At 64.0% G+C, this 22,264-nt stretch carries 23 protein-coding genes; 18 read left to right on the forward strand and 5 right to left on the reverse strand.

Annotated elements, in window-relative coordinates; genetic code table 11:
• Nucleotides 1-74 precede the first annotated feature (74 nt).
• The gene (locus tag MRBLMC3_RS15180) at nucleotides 75-1,688 is read right to left on the reverse strand and encodes a bifunctional GNAT family N-acetyltransferase/carbon-nitrogen hydrolase family protein (RefSeq protein ID WP_363737438.1); all 1,614 of its coding nucleotides are present in this window, start codon (nucleotides 1,686-1,688) and stop codon (nucleotides 75-77) included.
• Nucleotides 1,689-1,774: 86 nt separating this feature from the next.
• Nucleotides 1,775-2,995, reverse strand: coding sequence for an NADP-dependent isocitrate dehydrogenase (locus MRBLMC3_RS15185; RefSeq protein WP_363755978.1), 1,221 nt, complete (start codon nucleotides 2,993-2,995; stop codon nucleotides 1,775-1,777).
• A 217-nt stretch (nucleotides 2,996-3,212) separates the two neighbouring features.
• Here MRBLMC3_RS15185 and MRBLMC3_RS15190 point away from each other — a divergent pair, with 217 nt between their 5' ends.
• Together MRBLMC3_RS15190 and MRBLMC3_RS15195 are read left to right on the forward strand one after the other, a co-directional pair.
• Nucleotides 3,213-3,947 carry a phosphatidylserine decarboxylase gene (locus MRBLMC3_RS15190; protein ID WP_133652990.1) on the forward strand — a complete coding sequence of 245 codons (735 nt, stop codon included), beginning with the start codon at nucleotides 3,213-3,215 and terminating at the stop codon, nucleotides 3,945-3,947.
• The gene (locus tag MRBLMC3_RS15195; RefSeq protein ID WP_363737183.1) at nucleotides 3,947-4,723 is read left to right on the forward strand and encodes a CDP-alcohol phosphatidyltransferase family protein; all 777 of its coding nucleotides are present in this window, start codon (nucleotides 3,947-3,949) and stop codon (nucleotides 4,721-4,723) included. Before MRBLMC3_RS15190 ends, MRBLMC3_RS15195 begins: the two co-directional genes overlap by 1 nt.
• 3 nt (nucleotides 4,724-4,726) lie before the next feature.
• On the opposite strand, the gene MRBLMC3_RS15200 is transcribed toward MRBLMC3_RS15195, so the two are convergent.
• Nucleotides 4,727-4,954: a hypothetical protein gene (locus MRBLMC3_RS15200; protein ID WP_363830131.1), complete on the reverse strand. Its 228-nt coding sequence runs from the start codon at nucleotides 4,952-4,954 to the stop codon at nucleotides 4,727-4,729.
• Between the two features lie 248 nt (nucleotides 4,955-5,202).
• Between MRBLMC3_RS15200 and rpsB the strand changes: the two genes are divergently transcribed.
• The 13 genes from rpsB (at nucleotide 5,203) to MRBLMC3_RS15265 (ending at nucleotide 17,324) form a co-directional block, all read left to right on the forward strand.
• Nucleotides 5,203-5,961, forward strand: coding sequence for a 30S ribosomal protein S2 (gene rpsB / locus MRBLMC3_RS15205; RefSeq protein WP_133652993.1), 759 nt, complete (start codon nucleotides 5,203-5,205; stop codon nucleotides 5,959-5,961).
• 101 nt (nucleotides 5,962-6,062) lie between these two features.
• Nucleotides 6,063-6,989, forward strand: a complete 927-nt coding sequence (gene tsf / locus MRBLMC3_RS15210; protein WP_133652994.1) for a translation elongation factor Ts — start codon at nucleotides 6,063-6,065, stop codon at nucleotides 6,987-6,989.
• A gap of 171 nt (nucleotides 6,990-7,160) precedes the next feature.
• A complete protein-coding gene (gene pyrH, locus MRBLMC3_RS15215) occupies nucleotides 7,161-7,886 on the forward strand; it encodes a UMP kinase (protein ID WP_363737180.1) in 726 nt (241 codons plus the stop codon).
• Nucleotides 7,887-7,892: 6 nt separating this feature from the next.
• Nucleotides 7,893-8,450 carry a ribosome recycling factor gene (frr, locus tag MRBLMC3_RS15220; protein WP_133652996.1) on the forward strand — a complete coding sequence of 186 codons (558 nt, stop codon included), beginning with the start codon at nucleotides 7,893-7,895 and terminating at the stop codon, nucleotides 8,448-8,450.
• 43 nt (nucleotides 8,451-8,493) lie between these two features.
• Complete coding sequence (uppS, locus tag MRBLMC3_RS15225; RefSeq protein WP_363737179.1) at nucleotides 8,494-9,234, forward strand: polyprenyl diphosphate synthase; 741 nt, start codon at nucleotides 8,494-8,496, stop codon at nucleotides 9,232-9,234.
• Nucleotides 9,235-9,238: 4 nt separating this feature from the next.
• Nucleotides 9,239-10,018 (forward strand): phosphatidate cytidylyltransferase, encoded by a 780-nt coding sequence (locus tag MRBLMC3_RS15230; protein ID WP_363830132.1) that lies wholly within the window; start codon nucleotides 9,239-9,241, stop codon nucleotides 10,016-10,018.
• On the forward strand, nucleotides 10,015-11,172 hold the full coding sequence (locus tag MRBLMC3_RS15235; RefSeq protein WP_363830135.1) for a 1-deoxy-D-xylulose-5-phosphate reductoisomerase: 1,158 nt from the start codon (nucleotides 10,015-10,017) through the stop codon (nucleotides 11,170-11,172). Before MRBLMC3_RS15230 ends, MRBLMC3_RS15235 begins: the two co-directional genes overlap by 4 nt.
• Nucleotides 11,169-12,302 carry an RIP metalloprotease RseP gene (gene rseP, locus MRBLMC3_RS15240; protein WP_363830137.1) on the forward strand — a complete coding sequence of 378 codons (1,134 nt, stop codon included), beginning with the start codon at nucleotides 11,169-11,171 and terminating at the stop codon, nucleotides 12,300-12,302. The genes MRBLMC3_RS15235 and rseP overlap by 4 nt, the downstream gene beginning before the upstream one ends.
• Nucleotides 12,303-12,414: 112 nt before the next feature.
• Nucleotides 12,415-15,117 carry an outer membrane protein assembly factor BamA gene (gene bamA / locus MRBLMC3_RS15245; protein ID WP_363830139.1) on the forward strand — a complete coding sequence of 901 codons (2,703 nt, stop codon included), beginning with the start codon at nucleotides 12,415-12,417 and terminating at the stop codon, nucleotides 15,115-15,117.
• Nucleotides 15,117-15,776 (forward strand): OmpH family outer membrane protein, encoded by a 660-nt coding sequence (locus tag MRBLMC3_RS15250; protein WP_363737175.1) that lies wholly within the window; start codon nucleotides 15,117-15,119, stop codon nucleotides 15,774-15,776. The genes bamA and MRBLMC3_RS15250 overlap by 1 nt, the downstream gene beginning before the upstream one ends.
• An 8-nt stretch (nucleotides 15,777-15,784) precedes the next feature.
• Nucleotides 15,785-16,267, forward strand: a complete 483-nt coding sequence (gene fabZ, locus MRBLMC3_RS15255; protein WP_363755984.1) for a 3-hydroxyacyl-ACP dehydratase FabZ — start codon at nucleotides 15,785-15,787, stop codon at nucleotides 16,265-16,267.
• Nucleotides 16,268-16,450: 183 nt separating this feature from the next.
• The gene (gene rpmE, locus MRBLMC3_RS15260; RefSeq protein WP_007687040.1) at nucleotides 16,451-16,675 is read left to right on the forward strand and encodes a 50S ribosomal protein L31; all 225 of its coding nucleotides are present in this window, start codon (nucleotides 16,451-16,453) and stop codon (nucleotides 16,673-16,675) included.
• A gap of 229 nt (nucleotides 16,676-16,904) precedes the next feature.
• Nucleotides 16,905-17,324 (forward strand): hypothetical protein, encoded by a 420-nt coding sequence (locus tag MRBLMC3_RS15265; RefSeq protein WP_363830142.1) that lies wholly within the window; start codon nucleotides 16,905-16,907, stop codon nucleotides 17,322-17,324.
• Nucleotides 17,325-17,586: 262 nt separating this feature from the next.
• Here the strand turns inward: MRBLMC3_RS15265 and aroB are convergent, their stop codons facing one another.
• Both aroB and MRBLMC3_RS15275 read right to left on the reverse strand, forming a co-directional pair.
• Entirely contained in the window at nucleotides 17,587-18,699 is a 1,113-nt protein-coding gene (aroB, locus tag MRBLMC3_RS15270; protein WP_363737173.1) for a 3-dehydroquinate synthase, read from the reverse strand.
• Nucleotides 18,690-19,238 (reverse strand): shikimate kinase, encoded by a 549-nt coding sequence (locus tag MRBLMC3_RS15275; protein WP_363830456.1) that lies wholly within the window; start codon nucleotides 19,236-19,238, stop codon nucleotides 18,690-18,692. Before MRBLMC3_RS15275 ends, aroB begins: the two co-directional genes overlap by 10 nt.
• A gap of 94 nt (nucleotides 19,239-19,332) precedes the next feature.
• Here MRBLMC3_RS15275 and MRBLMC3_RS15280 point away from each other — a divergent pair, with 94 nt between their 5' ends.
• The 3 genes from MRBLMC3_RS15280 to MRBLMC3_RS15290 are packed head-to-tail and all read left to right on the forward strand — an operon-like array spanning nucleotide 19,333 to nucleotide 22,258.
• Nucleotides 19,333-19,521: a hypothetical protein gene (locus tag MRBLMC3_RS15280; protein ID WP_363737171.1), complete on the forward strand. Its 189-nt coding sequence runs from the start codon at nucleotides 19,333-19,335 to the stop codon at nucleotides 19,519-19,521.
• Nucleotides 19,522-19,526: 5 nt separating this feature from the next.
• Nucleotides 19,527-21,341, forward strand: a complete 1,815-nt coding sequence (locus MRBLMC3_RS15285) for a hypothetical protein (protein WP_363830144.1) — start codon at nucleotides 19,527-19,529, stop codon at nucleotides 21,339-21,341.
• Complete coding sequence (locus tag MRBLMC3_RS15290; protein WP_363830146.1) at nucleotides 21,341-22,258, forward strand: tyrosine recombinase; 918 nt, start codon at nucleotides 21,341-21,343, stop codon at nucleotides 22,256-22,258. Before MRBLMC3_RS15285 ends, MRBLMC3_RS15290 begins: the two co-directional genes overlap by 1 nt.
• Nucleotides 22,259-22,264 lie beyond the last annotated feature (6 nt).

The raw sequence follows: 22,264 nt of genomic DNA on the forward strand, positions 1-22,264 counted from the left end.
ACGCTGCCGGATGGGGTAACCGCCTGAAGCCTGCCGGCAGCATGTTCCGTCATCCTTGAATGATGGTATCTGCGTTATCCCCCGCCCGGCGCATTGTGCCCGCCCGCCGGGACCGGGCCTCCGCTTGGCGCGTGGGCGTGATCGGGATTGCTGTCCCAGTCGATGTGATAGAGGTCGAACCGCCGGTCGCGCAGGTTGCGTACCGTACCCTCCGCCCGGGCCCAACTGAGGTCCGCCAGGTTCACGTCGGCCATGGTCAGCGTCTCGACATTCTCGGTCGATTCCGCCGCGATCCCGTCGCGCGCGAAGGGCAGGTCGCAGGGCGTCAGGATCGCGCTCTGGGCATATTGGATGTCCATATTGTCGACATTGGGCAGGTTGCCGACATTGCCTGACATGACCACATAGCATTGGTTCTCGATCGCCCGCGCCTGCGCGCAGTATCGCACGCGCATGTAACCCAGCCGGGAGTCGGTGCAGAAGGGCACGAAGATGATCCGCGCGCCCTGGTCCACCAGCCGTCGCGCCAGTTCGGGAAATTCGCTGTCGTAACAGATGAGCACGCCGATCGGCCCGCAATCGGTCTGGATCACGTCCAGCGAGTCGCCGCCCTTGATATTCCACCAGAAGGCCTCATTGGGCGTCGGGTGAATCTTTTCCTGCCTGTGCAGCGATCCGTCGCGCAGCGCGACATAGGCGATATTCTGGATATCGCCGTCATCAGCGCGGGTCGGGTGAGAGCCGCCGATGATGTTGATATTATATTCCAGCGCCATTCTTTCCAGCTCTCTGGTGAGGCGCGGGGTGTAGCTGGTCAGCTTGTCGATCGCTTCGGCAGGGGAGAGGTTCCTGGTTTCGTAGGACAGCAGGGGCAGGGTGAACAATTCGGGAAAGACGATGAAGTCAGAGCGATAATCGGCCGCCACGTCGACGAAATATTCGATGTTGCGGATGAACTCGTCGAAATCCTTGACGGCGCGGGCCTGCAACTGACAGGTGGCGAGGCGGACACTCTCCACGCCGCGCGGCACGCGCATTTCCGGTGCTTCGTCGGGATCGACATAGGGGTTGCGCCAGACAAGATGCGCGGCATGTCCGTCGGACTGCTTGTCTTCAGGAAGGTAGTTTTCGAGCACGCCCAGCGGCTCGAACTGGTTCTTGAGCTGGAAGCTGACGACCTGGTCGCGCAGCTTGCCCTGGACGACCTTGTCCAGATAATCGGCCGGCCCATCGACGCGCCGCCTGGCCCTGGCGTAACCGGGCATGCGGCCGGCGATGACGATACCGTGCAGGTCCAGTTCCTCGGCCAGTTCCTTGCGCTCGTCATAAAGACGCTGGCCGATGCGCAGTCCGCGCAATTTGGGATCGACCGCCATTTCATAGCCATAGAGCCACTCGCCCGCCGCGCTGTGCCGGGTGCCGAAGCCATTGGCGGTGATCTCCTCCCAGTCATGGGGGGAAAAGGCCATCGCCTTGCTGACGCGCATGGTCGCGCAATAGCCGACGATCCGGCTGTCATAGAGGGCGACGAAGCAGCCGGTCGGGAAATTGTTGATCTGGCCGCGAAGGGTCGCGAGCGAATAATTGGGCAGGCCGGGATAGACTCGCGCGATCAGCCGCTGAATGCCGCGCACATCCGCCGGAACCGCCGGCCGGACTTCCAGGCGCTTCTTCGCCGTTGTCGTCATCATTCGCCTTTCCGCTCATGAAAAAGGCGGCGCCGGGATGCGGCGCCGCCTCGTTCCGTTACCGTATTGAACTGCAGAACGGCAGATCAGTTCCACTTGCCCATGGCGTCTTCCAGGTTCACGCGGATCGCCTCGAAGAACTGTTCGGTGGTCATCCAGGCCTGCTCCGGACCGATCAGCAGGGCAAGATCCTTGGTCATCTTGCCGCTTTCCACCGTTTCGATGCAGACCCGCTCCAGCGTTTCGGCAAACTTGGTGACTTCCGGCGTCTCGTCGAACTTGCCGCGATAGCTGAGGCCCTGGGTCCAGGCGAAGATCGACGCGATCGGATTGGTCGAGGTCTGCTTGCCCTGCTGATGCTGGCGATAATGGCGGGTGACGGTGCCGTGGGCGGCTTCGGCCTCGACGGTCTTGCCATCGGGCGAGAGCAGGACGGACGTCATGAGGCCAAGGGAGCCGAAGCCCTGCGCCACCGTGTCCGACTGTACGTCGCCATCGTAATTCTTGCAGGCCCAGACGAACTTGCCGCTCCACTTGAGGGCGGAGGCGACCATGTCGTCGATCAGGCGGTGTTCGTAGACCACGCCCACCTTCTTGAACTCGGCGGCGAATTCATTGTCGAACACTTCCTGGAACAGATCCTTGAAGCGGCCGTCATAGGCCTTGAGGATGGTGTTCTTGGTCGACAGGTAGAGCGGCCAGCCGCGGCCCAGCGCATAGTTCATGCTGGCGCGGGCGAAATCGCGGATCGAATCGTCCAGATTGTACATGCCCATGGCGACGCCGGAGCTCGGGAAGTTGAAGACGTCCTTCTCGATCTTCTCGCCATTGGCGCCGTCCCACACCATCCGCAGCTTGCCGGGGCCGGGGACGAGGAAGTCGGTGGCGCGATACTGGTCGCCGAAGGCATGGCGGCCGATGACGATCGGATCGGTCCAGCCGGGAACCAGGCGCGGCACATTGCGGATCACGATCGGCTCGCGGAAGACAACGCCGCCCAGGATGTTGCGGATCGTGCCATTGGGCGACTTCCACATTTCCTTCAGGCCGAATTCCTCGACGCGCGCTTCGTCGGGGGTGATGGTGGCGCACTTCACGCCGACGCCATGCTCCTTGATGGCATTGGCGGAATCGATGGTGATCTGGTCGTTGGTCTCGTCGCGCTTTTCGACGCCCAGATCATAATATTTCAGGTCGATGTCGAGATAGGGAAGGATGAGGCGCTCGCGGATCCACTGCCAGATGATCCGCGTCATTTCGTCGCCGTCGATTTCCACGACGGGGTTCTTCACCTTGATCTTAGCCATAGCGCCTGTGCCTTCTCATTCGGGTGGAATTTGCGAACGCCCTAGGGAAAGCGACGGCAATGTTCAACTGGAGTGTGCAGGGCGCGCGGGGAAATGGGCGCCGCCGCCGCCGGATATCACATGTTCGGGGAGAAGATGCGGCGCGGGATTATTTCGTGGCTCTTCGGAAGGGATCGGACGTTGTCACTGCAAGTGTCTGTCCTTAAAGACGGTGTCCATGGAAAATGACGAACTGACCGTCGCGCTGGGCGGCAATGTGAAATGGCGCTTCCCCTCGGTGCATCCGGAGGGCGTGAAATTCGGCCTGATCGCGGCCGCCATCACCGCGCTGCTGTTCCTGGTGGGCTGGGAGATTCCGGGCTGGCTGATGGTGATGGTGACGATCTGGGTCCTGGCGTTCTTCCGCGATCCGGTCCGCGCCGTACCGCAGGATGAGCACGCCATCGTCGCCCCCGCGGACGGGCTGGTGACACTGATCCAGCGGGTGCCGCCGCCGCGGGAGATGAGCGGGCCGGACGGGCTGGGCGACCAGCCGATGATCCGCGTGTCGATCTTCATGAGCGTGTTCGACGTGCACATCAACCGGACGCCGATCGGCGGGACGGTGAAGTCGGTCGTCTATATTTCCGGCAAGTTCCTGAACGCCGACCTCGACAAGGCGAGCGAGGATAATGAGCGGCAGCATATCCTGGTCGAGCGGCATGACGGGGTGCGCATCGGCTTCACCCAGATCGCGGGCCTTGTCGCGCGGCGGATCGTACCCTTTGTGAAGCCGGGCGACATGGTCGCGGCGGGGCAGCGCATCGGCCTGATCCGTTTCGGCAGCCGTGTCGACGTCTATCTGCCGGCGGGCACCGCCCCGCGCGTGGTGCTGGGGCAGCGCACCGTGGCCGGCGAAACGATCCTGGGCCAGATTGGCGACATGCGCGTGATTTCGGGGATTCAGCAATAATGCGGCAGCGGCGCACCATCCCGCGCGGTCTGCGCCGGGGGATCACCCTGCGGATGGTGGCGCCCAACGCCGTGACGGCGATGGCGCTGTGCTTCGGCCTGACGGGCGTGCGCTACGGCATTTCGGGCGAATGGGAGCGGGCAGTACTCTCCATCCTGATCGCCGGCGTGCTGGACGGGCTGGATGGCCGCATTGCCCGGCTGCTGCGGGGGGAAAGCCGCTTCGGCGCGGAGTTGGACTCCCTGTCGGATTCCATTGCCTTCGGCGTGGCGCCGGCCCTCGTGCTTTATCTCTGGTCATTGAACGCCATGCCGAAATTCGGCTGGATATTCGCTCTTGCCCATGCGCTTTCCTGCGCGCTGCGGCTGGCGCGGTTCAACGCCAATATCGACGCCGACGTGCAGCCGCACAAATCCGCCGGCTTTCTTACCGGCGTTCCGGCGCCCGCTGGTGCCGGTCTGGCCTTCGTGCCGCTCTATCTCTGGCTGGTGACCGGCGAACCGTTGTTCCGGCAATGGTATGTAGTGGCGCCGTGGACCGCCTTCTCAGCCTTCCTGATGATCTCCAACATCGCGACCTATAGCTGGTCCGCGCTGCGTCTGCGCAAACGCATAAGGCTGGAGGCGATTGCGCTGGCCGGGCTTCTGGCGGCGCTGCTAATCACAGATCCATGGCTGACTCTGCTGGTGCTGTGCGCCATTTATCTTGCGCTCATCCCCTTTGGCATGATGTCCTATGCCAGGGTTCGCCGCCAGCGCGCGGCCGAAGCACAATGATCCTCAGGCAGCCAGCACCGCGGCGGCAAAAGCGGGGCGTTCTTGTCGCGTCGAGGGTGCGGCGCGACGCCGGCTGATGCGCAGGCGATATACCGGAACCTGTCGCGAGATGGGTTCGAATGCGAGAGCCGCCACCATCTTGTCATGATAGGTCAGCAGCATGCCGACAATGACGCCCGCGGCGAGCAGGAATGATCCGGTGAAAACAAGTGCTGCGACCAGTGCGAACATATGCAGCTCACTTTCTGTCTTGCCATTTGCACGGCTTGGTTCACTATGGGCATGCAAACGGTGCAAATCCGCCGCTTGTTCCCAATGTTCTCCTTATGTTCTATCCAGAACGGAGAGTCAACCCCTTGCAATGATATTCCGACGCGTCTAAACGCGCGCCCATTCCACATGGGAATCGACATATCCGGTGCTGCGGCGCGCTGCTTCAGTTCCTGATTCCCAGAGGTGTAACCGGAAGGAGAATAATTATGGCGGCTCCTGTCGTCACCATGCACCAATTGATCGAGGCTGGCGCCCATTTCGGCCACCAGACCCACCGCTGGAACCCGCGCATGAAGCCGTACATCTTCGGCGAGCGCAACGGCATTCACATCCTTGACCTGTCGCAGACCGTGCCGCTGTTCGGCCGCGCCCTGGACTTCGTGTCCGCGACCGTCGCCGCCGGCGGCAAGGTGCTGTTCGTCGGCACCAAGCGCCAGGCGCAGGATCCGATCGCTGAAGCCGCCCGCAAGTCGGGCCAGCATTTCGTCAACCATCGTTGGCTGGGCGGCATGCTCACCAACTGGAAGACCATCTCTGGCTCGATCAAGCGTCTGAAGACCCTGGAAGAGAAGCTGTCGGGCGACACCCACGGCTTCACCAAGAAGGAAGTCCTCCAGATGACCCGCGAGCGCGAGAAGCTCGAAATGTCGCTGGGCGGCATCCGCGACATGAACGGCATCCCTGACGTCATGTTCGTGATCGACGCCAACAAGGAAGAGCTGGCGATCAAGGAAGCCAACACGCTGGGCATTCCGGTCGTCGCGATCCTCGATTCGAACGTCTCGCCCGACGGCATCGCTTTCCCGGTTCCGGCGAATGACGACGCCAGCCGCGCGATCCGCCTCTACTGCGACGCCGTCGCCGCCGCCGCCACCAAGGGCAACCGTGGTGCGCAGCAGGCTTCCGGCGTTGACCTTGGCGCTCTGGACGAGCCCGAGGCCGAAGAGGTCGTCGCTCAGGCCTGAGACGCGGTCTTCGAACTGCAAGATTGACAGGCTAGGGCGCGCTCCGATGGAACGCGCCCTAGCGCTTATTTGAACCATCCGAAACATTTAGGAGCCGAAACATGGCCGAGATTACCGCTGCCGCCGTCAAGGAACTGCGCGACCGTTCGGGCGCGGGCATGATGGACTGCAAGAAGGCGCTCACCGAAGCCAATGGCGACATCGAAGCGGCAACCGACTGGCTGCGCGCCAAGGGTCTTGCCGCCGCGCAGAAGAAGTCGAGCCGCACCGCCGCTGAAGGTCTGGTCGGCGTCGCCGTTGCCGGCACCAAGGGCGTCGCCGTCGAAGTGAACAGCGAAACCGACTTCGTCGCCAAGAACGACCAGTTCCAGGATTTCGTCCGCACCGTGTCGACCATCGCGCTGGAAAATGGCGTTGCCGACGCTGACGCGCTGTCGAACGCTGCCTATCCGGCTGGCGGCACCGTGGCCGAGAAGCTGGTCGCCAACATCGCCACCATTGGTGAAAACCAGACCCTGCGCCGCGTCGGCCAGGTCGAGGTGAGCCAGGGCGTCGTCGTTCCCTATGTCCACAATGCCGCCGCTCCGGGTCTGGGCAAGATCGGCGTGCTGGTCGCGCTGGAGGGCGATGCATCCGCCGACGTTCTGGAGCCGCTGGGCAAGCAGATCGCGATGCACATCGCTGCTGCCTTCCCGCTGGCGCTGTCCTCGGCCGATATCGATCCGGCCCTGCTGGAGCGTGAGCGCGCGATCGCTGCCGAAAAGGCGGCCGAATCGGGCAAGCCCGCCGAGATCGTCGCCAAGATGGTGGACGGCGCCGTCGCGAAATATGCGAAGGAAAACGCGCTGCTGTCGCAGCTCTTCGTGATGGACAACAAGACCCCGGTCGCCGACGTGGTCGCCAAGGCGGCCAAGGAAGCCGGCGCGTCGATCACGCTGAAAAACTATATCCGCTTCCAGCTCGGTGAAGGTATCGAGAAGGAAACGAGCGACTTCGCCGCCGAAGTGGCCGCCGCCGCCGGCGTCTGATCCGACAGTTCGTTCGCTTTCGGCGGTGTCGGGAGGCTGAGGCTTCTCGACAAGCCGGACGCGGGCGCTAAGGAAGTTCGGGGTTGCCAAAACCCTGCTTCACATAATGGCGCGCGCTGCTTAAGGTGCGCGCCATTTCCTTGCCCGATCATAAAAGGAATATTGCCCCGCATGTCTCGCCCAGCCTTCAAGCGCATCCTGCTGAAACTTTCGGGCGAAGTGCTGATGGGGCAGGGGCAGTTCGGCATCGAGCCGGAAACGGTGAACCGCGTGGCGGGCGAGATTGCCGCGGCGAAGGATGCCGGGTTCGAACTGTGCGTGGTCGTGGGTGGCGGCAATATCTTCCGTGGCCTTGCGGGCGCCGCCAAGGGATTCGATCGGGCGAGCGCTGATTATATGGGCATGCTGGCCACCGTCATGAACGCGCTGGCCGTGCAGAATTCGCTGGAAAAGCTGGGCTATGACACCCGCGTCCAGTCCGCCATCCCGATGGCGTCGGTCTGCGAACCCTATATCCGGCGCAAGGCGGTGCGGCATATGGAAAAGGGCCGGATCGTCATCTTCGCGGCGGGTACCGGCAGCCCCTTCTTCACCACCGACACCACGGCGGCGCTGCGCGCGGCGGAAATGGATTGCGACGCGCTGTTCAAGGGCACCAGCGTCGACGGCATCTACAATGCCGATCCGAAGAAGGTGCCCGATGCCGCCCGCTATGACGCGATCAGTTTCGATCAGGTTCTGAACGACAATCTGAAGGTCATGGACGCGAGCGCCATTGCCCTTTGCCGCGAAAACCACATCCCCATCGTCGTGTTCAACATCCGCGAAACCGGCAACCTGGCCAAGGTGCTGGCCGGCGATGGTGTGGCGACGATCGTGCAAAATCAGGAGCGCTGAAACAAAATGGCTCAATATGACAAGGCCGACCTCGAACGCCGCATGGCGGGTGCCGTGGAATCGCTGAAGGGCGATTTGTCGGGGCTGCGTACGGGCCGGGCCAATATCCAGCTTCTCGATCCTGTGACGGTCGAGGTTTATGGCGCGCATATGCCGCTCAACCAGGTCGCGACCGTTTCTGCGCCCGAACCGCGCATGCTGTCGGTCCAGGTGTGGGACAAGAGCAATGTCGGCCCCTGCGACAAGGCGATCCGTTCGGCGGGCCTCGGTCTCAACCCGATCGTGGACGGTCAGACGCTGCGCCTGCCGATCCCGGACCTGACGGAGGAGCGCCGCAAGGAACTGGCCAAGCTCGCCAGCAAATATGCGGAAGGGGCCCGCATCGCCGTCCGCAATGTCCGCCGTGACGGCATGGACAGCCTGAAGGCGGACGAGAAGAAGGGCGAGATCAGCGAGGATGAGCGCAAGCGCAAGGAAACCGAGGTCCAGAAGCTGACCGACAGCACCATCGCGGATATCGATGCGACGGCGGCGGCGAAGGAAAAGGAAATTCTCGGTCAGTGATCCGGGGCTTTCCTTTCGCGGCCAAAGCACGCATTCCTGTCTGATGGCCACCCAAGCCAAACCCGATCTGACCAGCGGCGCGCCAGCCCATGGCGCGCGTCATGTCGCCATCATCATGGACGGCAACGGCCGCTGGGCGAAGAAGCGCTTCCTGCCGCGTATCGCCGGCCATCGCGCCGGAGTGGAGGCGGTGCGCCGCGTCGCCCGCGCCGCGCGGGAGCTGGGCCTGGAATGCCTGACGCTCTACGCCTTTTCCTCGGAAAACTGGAAGCGTCCGGCGAGCGAGGTGGCCGATCTGATGGCCCTGCTGCGCCATTTCATCCAGTCCGACCTCGACGAATTCCACGCCAATGGCGTGCGGCTGCGCATCATCGGCAATTATCGGGCGCTGGATCCCTCGCTGGTCGAAATGATCGACAATGCGATGGCGCGGACAGCCGGCAACAGCGGGCCGATCATAGCCATAGCGCTGAATTACGGCGCCCAGGACGAACTGGTGCGCATGGCGCAGACGCTGGCGCGCCGGGTGGCCGCGGGCGAGATCGCGGCCGAGGAGATCGGTCTGGATGATGTGGATGCAGCGCTCTACACCGCCGACCTGCCACCGCTCGACCTGATGATCCGTACCTCGGGCGAGCAGCGGCTCAGCAATTTCATGCTGTGGCAGGCCGCCTATGCGGAGCTGTATTTCACCGACATGCTGTGGCCGGATTTCGACGCGAGGGCGCTCGCCGCCGCGCTGGACGCCTTCCGCCTGAGGGACCGCCGTTTCGGCGGGCTGTGACAGCATGTCGAGCGAGCTTCGCACCCGCGCGATAGTCGGTGTCCTCCTTATCCTGGTGGCGTTGGGCGCCTTGTTTGCGGGCGGTTTCGCCTTTTGGGTGCTGTTGTCCGTGGCGGGCGTGCTGATGCAGGGGGAGTGGGGCGACCTGACGGGAGCCAAGCCTGAGAATCGCAAGCTGGCGATGTTTGCCGTATCGGTGCCGCTGGCGATTCTTTGCCCCGCGGCGGCCGGCGTGTCCTGGCTTGGCTTCACGCTGATGGCGGCTGCCTTCTTCTTTGTTGCGCTGGCCGGTCGTTCGGTCAGGCTGGCGCTGGGCGTGCCCTATATCGTCGTGCCGGTGATGGCGTTGCTGTTCCTGCGCGAGCAGTCGCCCAATCTTCAGGGGCTGCTGCTGACCTTCTGGGCGCTGGGTCTCGTCTGGGCGACGGATATCGGCGCCTATTTCGCCGGTCGCTCGATCGGCGGGCCGAAACTGGCGCCACGTATCAGCCCTTCCAAGACCTGGTCCGGCCTGGGCGGCGGCGTGCTGGCGGCCCTGATGGTCGGTTTTCTGCTCTATCGGTTCGCGGACCTGCCGATCCAGCTCGCCGCGGCAAGCGGTCTGCTGGCAGTGGCGGCGCAACTGGGTGACCTGCTGGAAAGCTGGATGAAGCGCCGGGCCGGCGTCAAGGACAGCGGTACGCTGCTGCCCGGCCATGGCGGCGTGATGGACCGGCTGGACGGGGTGGTCGCCGCCGCACCGCTGGCCGCGATCTGCTATATGATCCTGGTGCAATTGCCATGAGGAAGGTGTCGGTCTTTGGCGCGACCGGGTCGGTCGGCATGTCCACGCTGGACCTGATCCAGCGTGATCCGGAAGGCTATCGGGTCGTCGCCCTGACCGCGCACAACGACGTGGCGGGCCTGGCGGCCGCCGCGCGGCAGAGCAATGCCGCGATCGCCGTGATCGGGAACGAGGCGCGTTATGAGGCGCTGAAGGATGCGCTGCGCGGTTCGGGGACGGAGGCGGCGGCGGGCGAAAGCGCTTTGATCGACGTCGCGGGGGCCGGTGCAGACTGGAGCATGGCCGCGATCGTCGGCTGCGCGGGGTTGCGCCCGACCATGGCGGCGCTCAAGGCGGGCGGCACGGTGGCGCTTGCCAACAAGGAGTCGCTGGTATCTGCGGGCGCGCTGATGATGGATGCGGTCGGCGCGTCGGGCGCCACGCTGTTGCCGGTCGACAGCGAACATAATGCCATATTCCAGTGCCTTGCAGGCAGTCGCATGGAAGATGTGGCAAGGATCACCCTGACGGCGAGCGGCGGCCCTTTCCGCACCCGCAGTCGGGAGGAGATGCGCGGCATAACGCCCGCGCAGGCGGTCGCCCATCCCAACTGGTCGATGGGCGCCAAGATCAGCGTCGACAGCGCGACGATGATGAACAAGGGGCTGGAACTGATAGAGGCGGCGCATCTCTTCCCGGTCGGGCTCGACCGGATCGAGATCCTCGTCCATCCGCAATCGGTCATCCATTCCATGGTCGAATATCGCGATCGATCCACCCTGGCGCAGCTTGGTTCGCCCGACATGCGCATCCCGATCGCCCATGCGCTGGCATGGCCGGAGCGGATCGCCACGCCCTGCCAGCCGCTGGACCTCGCCCGGATCGGTCGCCTGGATTTCGAGGCGCCGGATGAGGATCGCTTCCCCGCGCTGCGGCTGACCCGACAGGCGGCGGAGGCGGGCGGCGCCGCGCCCGCCATATTGAACGCAGCCAATGAGGTCGCCGTCGCCGCCTTCCTCAAAGGCGCCATAGGCTTCCTTGATATCGCCATGATTGTGGAGGATGTCCTGAACGGTTATAGCGCGCCTGTGCCCCAGCAGATCGACGATGTGCTGGAAGCGGACGCGCAGGCGCGCAAGAGGGCTGCGCAAGTGATGGAAAGATTGACCGCTTGATCCAGAATCCCGGTTTCCTGTTGACCGTAGTGGCATTCGTGGCGGTCATCGGCCCGCTCGTCTTCGTGCATGAGCTGGGCCATTATCTGGTGGGCCGCTGGTGTGGGGTGAAGGCGGAGGCCTTCTCCATCGGCTTCGGCCCGGAAATCGCCGCCTGGGTCGACAGGCGCGGCACCCGGTGGCGCCTGGGCGCCCTGCCGCTGGGCGGCTATGTGCGCTTCAAGGGCGATATGAACGTCGCCAGCCAGACCGACCCGCGCTGGCTGGAAATGCCTGCCGCCGAACGGGCGGAGAGCTTTCCGGCCAAGCCATTGTGGCAGCGGGCCGCGATCGTTGCGGCCGGGCCGGCGATCAATTTCCTCTTTGCCATAGCGATCCTGGCAACCTTCGCCCTTGTCCATGGCGAGAGCCGCACGCCCGCCGTGGCCGGGCATGTGCAGCCGGGCAGCGCAGCGGCCGCAGCGGGTATACTGGCGGGTGACCGTATCGTATCGCTCAACGGGCGGGCGATGACGACCTTCGACGATATCCGCCTGTTCGCTCAGATTCGCCCGGGTGAGCCCGTCACCATCCTGATCGACCGGCAGGGCAAGCTGATCGAAAAGCAGGGCAAGGTCGGCGCGGTCGAGGAAAATGACGGGTTCGGCAATAGATTCCGGCTGGGGCGGCTGGGCATCGCGCCGGGCGAGCCGGTGATCGAGCCTGTCAGCCTTGTCCGCGCGCCTGTCGTCGCGATCGAACGGACGGGTCAGATCATCCGCACCATGGTCGAGACGCTGGGCCAGATCGTCGGGGGCGGCCGGTCGGTCAAGGAACTGGGCGGACCGCTCAAGATTGCCGAGGTTTCGGGACAGGCCGCGACGCTGGGGGTGGAAAGCTTCGTCTTCTTCATGGCGCTGATCTCGATTAACTTGGGGTTCATCAACCTCTTGCCAATCCCGATGCTGGATGGCGGCCATCTGCTGTTCTATGGGGTGGAGGCGATACAGCGGCGGCCGGTCAGCCCGCAGGTGCAGGAATGGGCCTATCGTTCGGGTCTGGCGGTCCTGCTGGCGATGATGGTGCTGGTAACATTCAACGATTTATCCTCTTTCGGTCTCTGGGATCGTCTGTCCGGCTTGATCGGCTGAGCCGTATCGGGCAGGAGGGCGCGATTTGGCGCCGTCTTTCCGGATATGTACGGAATGGGTCCGGCGTGAACGACATGTTGCTTTTTTGTAGAAGGTGGAGCGGGTGACAGCGATGATGAGCAGCAACAGGCAGCGCCCGGTCGTCGTGGCCCTGTTGGCGACGACGATGATCGCGGGCATGTCTGCAGTCCCGGCGATGGCTCAAAATGCCCCGCCGGCGGCCGCACCTGTTCCCGCGCCCGTGCCAGCGGTTGCGCCCGCAGCCGGCACGATCCGCAACATCACCGTCACCGGCGTCCAGCGCCTGGAACCCGACACGGTGCTGTCCTACACCAAGCTGCGCATCGGCCAGCCCTTCACCCAGGAATCGCTCGACCAGGCGCTGCGCGACCTTTACGAGACGGAGCTGTTCGCCGACGTCCAGATCCGCAACGACAATGGCGCGCTGACCGTCGAGGTGAAGGAAAACCCGGTCATCAACCGCATCGTCCTTGAAGGTAATAAGCGCCTCAAGGAAGACAAGATACGTCCTGAAATAAAACTGGCTCCGCGGCAGATCTATACCCGGTCCAAGGTCCGCGCGGATGTTGCCCGCATCATCGAACTGTATCGCCGCCAGGGCCGCTTCGCCGCCACGGTCGAGCCGAAGATGGTGCAACTCGATCAGAATCGCGTCGACATCGTCTTCGAAATTTCCGAAGGGCCCAAGTCCAAGGTCCGTCAGATCAACATCATCGGCAACGAGAAGTTCAAGGACGGCGAACTGCGCAGCCAGATGGTGACGAAGCAGTCGCGCTGGTTCCGCATCTTCTCCTCGGGCACCAGCTACGACCCGGATCGCCTGGCCTATGACCAGCAGAAGCTGCGCCAGTTCTACCTGACCAACGGCTATGCCGATTTCCGCGTGATTTCCGCCGTGGCGGAACTGACGCCCGACAAGCAGGACTTCATCATCACCTATGTGGTCGAGGAAGGGCAGCGCTACAAATTCGGTGACGTGAAGGTCAACAGCGACATTCGCGACCTGTCGGGCGATTCGCTGACCAAGATGCTGCCGATGAAGAAGGGCGACTGGTACAACGCCAAGCAGGTCGAGGACACGGTCGACACGCTGAGCGAGACGGCGGGCCTGTTCGGCTATGCCTTCGCCGATGTCCAGCCGGACTTCCAGCGCAACAAGGACACGCTGACGATGGGGATTGATTTCCGCATCGCCAATGCGCCGCGCGTCTATGTCGAGCGCGTCGACATCAACGGCAACACGCTGACCCAGGACAAGGTCGTCCGGCGCGAATTCCGCCTGGCCGAAGGGGATGCGTTCAACAGCTTCCTGGTCAAGCGGTCGAAGGACCGCATCAACTCCCTGGGATTCTTCCAGGAAAAGCTGGACGTCGAACAGAAGCCGGGTTCTGCGCCCGACCGGATCGTGCTGGAAACGAACGTGCAGGAAAAATCGACCGGCGAACTGTCGCTGTCGGCTGGTTTCTCCTCGCTGGAACGCTTCATCGTCTCGGCGTCGATCACGCAGCGCAACTTCCGCGGCAAGGGCCAGGAACTGCGCACCAGCGTCAATTACTCGGCCTACAGCAAGTCGATCGAACTGGGCTTTACCGAGCCCTATTTCATGGACAAGAACATCGCGCTGGGCGGCGACATCTATCGCCGCGACCTCAACAGCTTCAACTATATCAACAATAACGACCGCAACCGCACCTACCAGCAGACTACGACCGGCTTCCAGCTTCGCGCCGGCGTGCCGATCACGGAATATATGTCGCTTGCGCTGCGCTACACGCTCAACCTCGACAATGTGACGCTGGACAAGTCGACCTATTATACCGACAGCAATGGCGACGGTCTTCGCGGCAACAGCGCCGGTGATACCTGCGACCCGATCCTGTCGGGCCGTTATCTTTGCGACGCCATCGGCAAGCGCACCACGTCCATGATCGGTTATTCGCTGATCTACGACACGCGCGACAACCGCATCCGGCCGACGCGCGGCAATAATCTGGTTCTCAGCCAGGATTTCGCCGGCCTGGGCGGCAGCGTCAAATATGTCCGCACCCGCCTCAGCGGCGGAAAATACTGGCCGGTCGGCGGTGGTTTCATTTTCTCGCTGACTGGCGAAGGCGGCTATATCCACAGCCTTGAGGGGGATCGCCGCGACAGCACGGGCGCCCTGGTTGATGCGGTTCGCCTCACGGACCGCTTCTTCCTCGGCAATCCGCAGATTCGCGGCTTCGACATTCGTGGCGTCGGGCCCCGGATCGTCCGTCGCTACTTCACGACCACAGCCAATAGCGACGGCACCTTCACCGGTGTCGAGAATACCGGCAACAACAATCGCGCCGACGACGCGTTGGGCGGCCGCATTTATTATCTGGCGCATGCGGAAATGGAAATTCCGCTGGGTTCGGGCGCGCGTGAAATGGGGCTGCGGCCTTCGGTGTTCGTGGACGCGGGCGCTGTCGGGGGGCTCAAGAGACCTGGTCTGGTCAGCGTACCTGGCTCCACCCCAGGCACCTTCCCGGGCTTCTGCTCGTCCACCAGCAATCCCGCCTTGCCGGTGGTTCAGGCTACCGGATCGGCCGTGGCGCCTGTCTGCAACACGGCTGTCGGCTATAATACGGTCAGCAGCGGCTTCGTGGAACAATATCTCGGCGACACGCTCAAGCCGCGTGTTGCCGTGGGCTTCGGCGTCAACTGGAACTCGCCCTTCGGTCCGTTCCGTATCGACATCGCCAAAGCCCTGCTCAAGGAACCAGGGGACGACACTCAGCTCATTAGCTTCAACGTAGGGACTCAATTCTGATGAAGACGATTTTCAAGGCTGCTGCGCTGGTTCTTGCGCCAATGACTGCCATGGCGCTGACCAGCGTTCCTGCCGCTGCCCAGTCGAAGACCGGCATCGCCGTCGTCGACCTGCAGCGCGCCGTTGCCACCAGCTCGGCCTATTCGACCGCGCGCACGCAGATCCAGACCACTTACAAGGCGCAGATCGACAGTTTCACCGCGCGCAAGAACGCGATCGACGCGGACCTGAAGGCGAAGGGCACTGCCCTGGAAACCGCGATGAAGGCCGCCGGCGGCAAGCCGACCCCGGCGATCCAGACCCAATATGAGGCCTATCAGAAGGCCGGGCAGGACGGTCAGGCCGAACTGCAGCGCCTGGGCCAGCCGATCGCGCTCGCCAACGCCTATGTCGAGGAGCAGATTTCGGCGAAGCTTTCGGACGCGCTCAAGTCCGCCATGACCAAGGCCAAGGTTGACCTGATCCTGTCGCCCGACGCGACCGTGTCCTATCAGCCGACCGTCGACATCACCCAGTCGGTGGTGACCGAACTCAACGCGCTGGTGCCCAGCGTCGGCATCACCCCGCCGGCCGGCTGGCAGCCGGGCCGTCAGGGCCAGGGCGCTGCCGCCCCTGCCGCTGCACCCGCCAATCCGTCGCAGCAGCCGGCCTCGCGCTGATCGCACGGATGACGGATCAGACTGACAATGCGGCCGCCGCCGTCGGCCCCATCGATATTCGTGGGGTGATGGCGGCGCTGCCGCACCGTTATCCGATGCTGCTCGTCGACCGCGTGATTTCGCTCGTGCCCAACAGCGCGATCCACGCGGTCAAGGCAGTGTCGATCAACGAGGACTTCTTCCAGGGGCACTTCCCCGGCCGGCCGATCATGCCCGGCGTATTGATCGTCGAAGCCATGGCGCAGGCCGCAGGCGTGCTGACGGTCGAGACGATGAACCTGCGGGGTTCGGGCAAGCTCGTCTATTTCATGAGCATCGACGGGGCTAAGTTCCGCAATCCGGTCGAACCGGGCTGCCTGCTCGACCTGCATGTCGATCTGGTCCAGATCCGTGGCCGCGTCTGCAAGTTCACGGGCAAGGCGATGGTCGAGGGCAAGCTCTGCGCGGAGGCCAGCTTCGTCGCGATGATTGCCGACCCGCCTGTGGATTGAGGCGGGGTAGTGATCCGGAATTTCCCGTCACTTCCGCCCCGGCGGGAATGACGGGGTCGACCGGCCAAGGGGCAAGGCCCGCTCTTCCCCTTGCTTTTGCGCGCATTCCCATGTAACGGCGCGCCTTCGCAATTTTTCGCATCCATGGCCGGTCGGAAACCGGCCCCTGAACGGAGCAGACCCATGAAGGCCGATACCCACCCCGATTACCACTTCATCACCGTCCAGATGACCGACGGCACCACGTTCCGCACCCGCTCGACCTGGGGCAAGGAAGGCGACACGCTGGCGCTCGACATCGATCCCAAGTCGCATCCGGCCTGGACCGGCGGTACCCGCCAGCTTGAACAGGGCGGCCAGGTTGCCCGCTTCAATAAGCGCTTTGGCGGCCTGACGCTGAAGAAGTAATCGACGCCTTCAAGGGGCATGATTTGAAAGGGCGCCTTCTGGGCGCCCTTTTTTGTTGGATAAGGGGGCAGGTTCGACCAGTTGTCGCTGGTCATGATATTGAGGAGATGCTCGAAAGCGGTCATGCCCTCAACTCATCCGCAAGATGCCGGACCTCCTATATCAGGTGTATGCTGTAGCGTTGAGCGTTGGCATCGCGTTCGCCAAGCGCATTTGATAAGCGGGAATCATGAAAAAAGCCTCGATGATCACCATCTTTGCGTCGATGCCAGCCATGTCCGTTCCCGCGCTGGCACAACCGGCTGCCACGGCATCTGATCCGCCCGAATCATCGTCCCCGCGAACCGTTAACCTGACCGTCTATGGCAATGATTCCTGTCCGCCGGGCCGGGATAATGAGATTGTGGTCTGTGCCCGTAGACCGGAAGCGGAGCGCTATCGCATCCCCAAGGAATTACGGGAAAAATCGGCTTCATCGGGTGCTCCAGGTTGGACGAGCCAAGCTGCGACCATGGAAGAAACGCAACGTGACAGCCTGCCCGTCAGCGGTTGTTCGGTCGTCAGCAGCAGCGCTGCCGGTTGTCTTGCCAAGGCGTTGCGACAATGGCGCGCCGAGCGGCGCATGGAGCATGCCAAAAATCACCCTTGAGGCGCTACACGGATATGCCCTTTGGAGATCGATAAATTGTTACGATCATCACCATGGGTGCTTCTCGATAGCGGACCTGCGCAAGTCAGATTAGATCATGGCAAGTTCGGCTGGAGATATGCCCGCGGTATGGCGAGAAATTCATGCCACCGGAAGAAGATGCGCCGGGATATGAGATTGTTTGGCCTGACAACAGCTTGCTGAGCACTTAAATTGGGCTGTATCCCCTGATACAACCCTGACCTTCATTCCTGCCTTGGTGTCAAACCTCGGCCGCGCGATCCTGATCCAGAAACGCAGCCACATCGTCCAGCACGACATCCTTCGACAGGAAGGTCTGCCCGATTCCCCGCGCCAGCAGGAAGGAGAGGGTGCCTGCCGCCATTTTCTTGTCGTGCAGCATATATGCGACAAGCGCCGCGCCGTTCGCCTTCACATGCGCGCTGGCCAGATCGTGCGGCAGGCCGACGGCCTTCAGATGCGCGGTCACCCGCTCTGCATCTTCGACCGTGCAGAGGCCGAGCCGCGCCGAATAACGGAACGCAAGGGCGGTTCCTGCCGCAACAGCCTCGCCATGGAGCAGAAGATCGGAAAAGCCGGTATCCGCCTCTAGCGCATGGCCGAAAGTATGACCTAGGTTCAGCAAGGCCCGCCTTCCGGACGTCTCCCGCTCGTCGTCGGCCACAATGGCCGCCTTGGCGGTCACGCTGCGCTCTATGGCATATTCGCGCGCCTGGACGTCGCCGGACAGCAGCTTATGTCCTTCCGTCTCGCACCAGGCGAAAAAGACGGGATCGTCGATCAGGCCATATTTCACCACCTCGGCATAGCCGGCCCGCGTTTCGCGCGCGGGCAGCGTGTCGAGCGTCGACGGATCGATCAGCACCAGCGAGGGCTGGTAGAAGCTGCCCACCAGATTCTTGCCCGCCTTCGCGTTGATCGCGGTCTTGCCGCCGACGGAACTGTCCACCTGCGCCAGCAATGTCGTCGGCACCTGGATGAAATGGCAGCCGCGCTTCAGGATCGAGGCGGCAAAGCCCACCAGGTCTCCGATCACGCCGCCCCCCAGCGCCACTACATGGTCGCCGCGCTCGATCTCCAGTGCCAGCAGCGCGTCGAGCAGTTCTTCCAGGTGGCGCCAGCTCTTGGTCTGCTCCCCCGGCGGCAGGATGATGGGTTCCACCGCGACATTGGCGGCGCGCAGGCTCGCTTCCAGGCGGGGAAGCTGCGTGGCGGCGACATTTGCGTCGGTGACGACGACCAGCCGTCCCTTGCGCGCATAGCCCGCCAGATGCGTCCCCGCCCGGTCCAGTGCACCTTGTTCGATCAGAATGTCGTAACTGCGCGAATCGAGCGCGACGCGGACTATGGCCATTGGGAAAGCTGCTCCAAGATGCTGTCGACTGCCACGTCATGCGGCGCGGCGGCGCTTTTCACATGAATGGGGCAGAGCGCGTAGACCGGATTGCGTATGGCCGCGAGCTCAGTCAGCACCACGCGCGGATCCTTGCCCTTCAGCAGCGGACGCCCCTCCCGTCGCGACACCCGGTCCACCAGCGTGTCGATGTCGGCGTTCAACCAGATCGCCAGCGCATGATCCAGGATCAGCGCCCGCGTCTCTTCCTGCATGAAGGCGCCGCCGCCGGTCGCGATCACCTTGGGCTCGCCGTCCATCAGGCGGGCGATCACCCGCCGTTCGCCGTCGCGGAAATAGTCCTCGCCATAACGTTCGAACATTTCGGTGATCGTCATGCCCGCCGCCTTTTCGATCTCCTCGTCGGCATCGACGAAACCCAGGCCGAGCCGCGCCGCCAGCCGCCGGCCGACGGTCGATTTGCCAACGCCCATCATGCCCACCAGGACGATGGGGCCGCGCTTCGCTTGCGCATCGGCGGATTTGCTGTTTCGCTGCATGGCGAGCGGGGCTATACATCCCCGCGTCGACAAGGCAAATCGCAACTTTCCTTCAGCTTTGGCCCAGCCAGAATAGCCAGCCAGAACAGGACTCATGAAGCGCAATCGTTCCTACAGCAATTTTGAGGGCAGCTCCCGGCGCCGCAAGACGTCCCTGCCGATCATTCCCATCATTGCGGTCCTCGTGCTGGCGGGGATCATCGCCCTGCTCTGGTCGCGCGGCGGCGAAAAGCCGCAGGCCCGCGTGGAAAAGGTCATTCCTGCCGAAAAGCTGGGCCGGTAAACGGCATGCGGCAGCGGCGGGTGAACGCGAAATGGGCGCTGGGCACGCTGGCGCTGGCGCTGGCGCTGCCTGTGGTGGCGCAGGAGACGCCCGAATCGCTCCTGCCGCCCGGCTTTGGCGATGCGCCCGCGGCGCCGCCACCCGTTGCGCCGCCGCCGCGCCCCGCACCGGGTACCCCGGCGGCGCCTGCCGGTTCGCCCTCCGTGGTGCCCATATTGCCGCCCGGCTTCGCCGTCACGCAAGAGGCGGGCGACAATGCAGCGGAACCGATGAGCGAGGAGGAGCTCTCCGCCGAAAAGCAGAAATATGACCTGCCTGAAAACGCGCATCGTTCGCTCGACCGCATAGGGCCGCTGACGCCCGGCCGGTTGGGACTGGCGCCCAATGCCTTTGGCGCGCAATCGGGCCGGTTCCTGGCGACGTTGATGAAGGAAACGCGCGCGCCGATCACATCGCGCTGGGCGTCGATCCTGCTGCGCCGGGCGCTGCTGTCGGCGACCGATACGCCGCGCGACATCGATGGCGCGGACTGGGTGGCCGAGCGCGCCTGGCTGCTGCTGCGCATGGGGGAGGCGGACAGTGCCCGCCTGCTGGTGCAGAGCGTTGATTCCGACCGTTTCACCCCGCGCCTCTACGCCATCGCCATGCAGACCTATCTGGCGACGGCCGATCCGGCGGGCCTTTGCCCGCTGTCGGCGGGCGCGCTGCGGTTCAGCAAGGAGCCTGGCTGGGACATGACGAGGGCGATCTGCCCGGCCTTGTCGGGGGATCAAGGAACGGCCAGCGGCGCGCTCAATCAGGAGCAGCGGCGCGGCATGGTGCGGGGCATCGACTATCGGCTGGCGGAAAAGGTCGTCGGCGCGGGATTCAACGCCCGCCGGTCGGTGAAGATCGAATGGGACGGGGTGGATCGGCTGACGGCTTGGCGTTTCGGTCTGGCGACGGCGCTCAATGTCGAGATACCCGATGATCTCTATGCCACGGCGGGTGCGCATGTCCGCGCCTGGGAAGCGCGCGCGCCTGCTTTGTCCGCCGTTCGCCGCCTGCCGGGAGCGGAGGTGGCGGCGCGGCTCGGCGTCTTTTCCTCGCAGGCGCTGGTCGATTTCTACGGCCAGTTGCAGTCCGATGGTGACGTGCCCGCCAAAGCGGCCGATCGGGTGGATGCGTTGCGTGCAGCCTATGCCGGCGCAGGGGCTGACGAGCGGCTGCAGGCCATGCGGACGCTCTGGCAGAATGAGGCGCGGCCGGATTTCGTCGGGTTGATCGCGACGGCGCGTACGGCCGCGGCGTTGCCGGTTTCAGAGCTGAGTGCGCGCGATGCGGCCAATCTGGTCGCGGCGATGTTCACCGCCGGCTATGATCGCAGCGCGGCGCAATGGTCGCGGCTCGCGGCGCAGGCGGACGGGGACGGCGCGGCGGACCTTTGGGCCCTGCTGGCGGTCGGCGCGCCGAGTGCGGTGGTGGAGATCGGTGCGGGACGGGTTTCCTCCTTCGCCAAGGATGCCGATCCGCGCAAGGCCCAGATGCTGATAGCGTCGCTGGCTGGACTTGCGCGGCTCAATGCGCAGGACAGCGCGTCGCTGGCGCAGGATCATGGTTTCAATCTGGCTGCCGCCAGCCGCTGGTCGCGCGCGATCGACGCCGCGGCTGCCCGTGGCGAGAAGGGCAGCGTCGCGCTGTTGGCGGCGGTCGGCATGCAGACCGCCGACTGGAACCGCCTGCCGGCCTTCCACCTCTACCATATTGTCGGGGCGCTGCACCGCGTCGGCCTCGATCCCGAAGCGCGGATGATCGCCGCGGAGGCGATGACGCGACTCTGATGGGAGAGGATGCCGCGCTTATCGACCGCTTTCTGGAGATGATGGCGGCCGAACGGGGTGCGTCGCGCAATACGTTGCTGGCCTATCGGGCCGATCTGCAGGGCGCGGCGGACCTTGTCGGCGGTCTGGTGGTCGCGACCAAGGATGGCCTGGCGGAACTGGCCACAGCCTGGGCGACATTGGCGGCCTCTTCGGTCGCCCGGAAATCTTCCGCCCTGCGCGCCTTCTACGCCTTTCTGGAGGAGGAGGGGCTGCGCGCCGACAATCCGTCCGCCGCCCTGCCGCGTCCCGTGACCCGTCGGCCCCTGCCCCGGATCCTTTCGACCCAGGAGGTCGAGTCCCTGTTCGCACTGATCGCGGCGAAGCTGGCCGTCGATCATCCTGCGCCACTGGATCTGCGACTGTCGGCACTGATCGAACTGCTCTACGGATCGGGGCTTCGGGCTACGGAGCTGGTGTCGCTGCCGCGCCGCGCCCTGGCGTCGGATCGCCCGTTCCTGATCCTGAAGGGCAAGGGCGCGCGCGAACGGCTGGTGCCGATCTCCGACCGGGCCCGTGCCGCCGTGGCGGCCTGGTTGCCCCATGTGCCGGCCGAAAGCCCCTGGCTTTTTCCTTCGGGCAAGAGCCATGTCAGCCGGATTCGTCTTTATCAGATGGTGAAGGCCCTGGCCGCCGCTGCCGGCATCGCGCCGGAGCGGGTCAGCCCCCATGTGCTGCGCCATGCCTTCGCCACGCATCTGCTGGAGGGTGGGGCAGACCTGCGCGCGCTGCAGTCCATGCTGGGCCATGCCGATATCGGCACGACGCAAATCTACACCCATGTCGACAGCCGCAGGCTGGTCGAACTGGTCAACAGCCGCCATCCGCTTGCTTCCATGACGCATCGCCGCGTTGACGGCGAAGCATCTGCGTCCTAACGCCAT

Origin of the sequence: Sphingobium sp. LMC3-1-1.1, from assembly GCF_040676285.1 — a bacterium.
Lineage (GTDB): Bacteria > Pseudomonadota > Alphaproteobacteria > Sphingomonadales > Sphingomonadaceae > Sphingobium.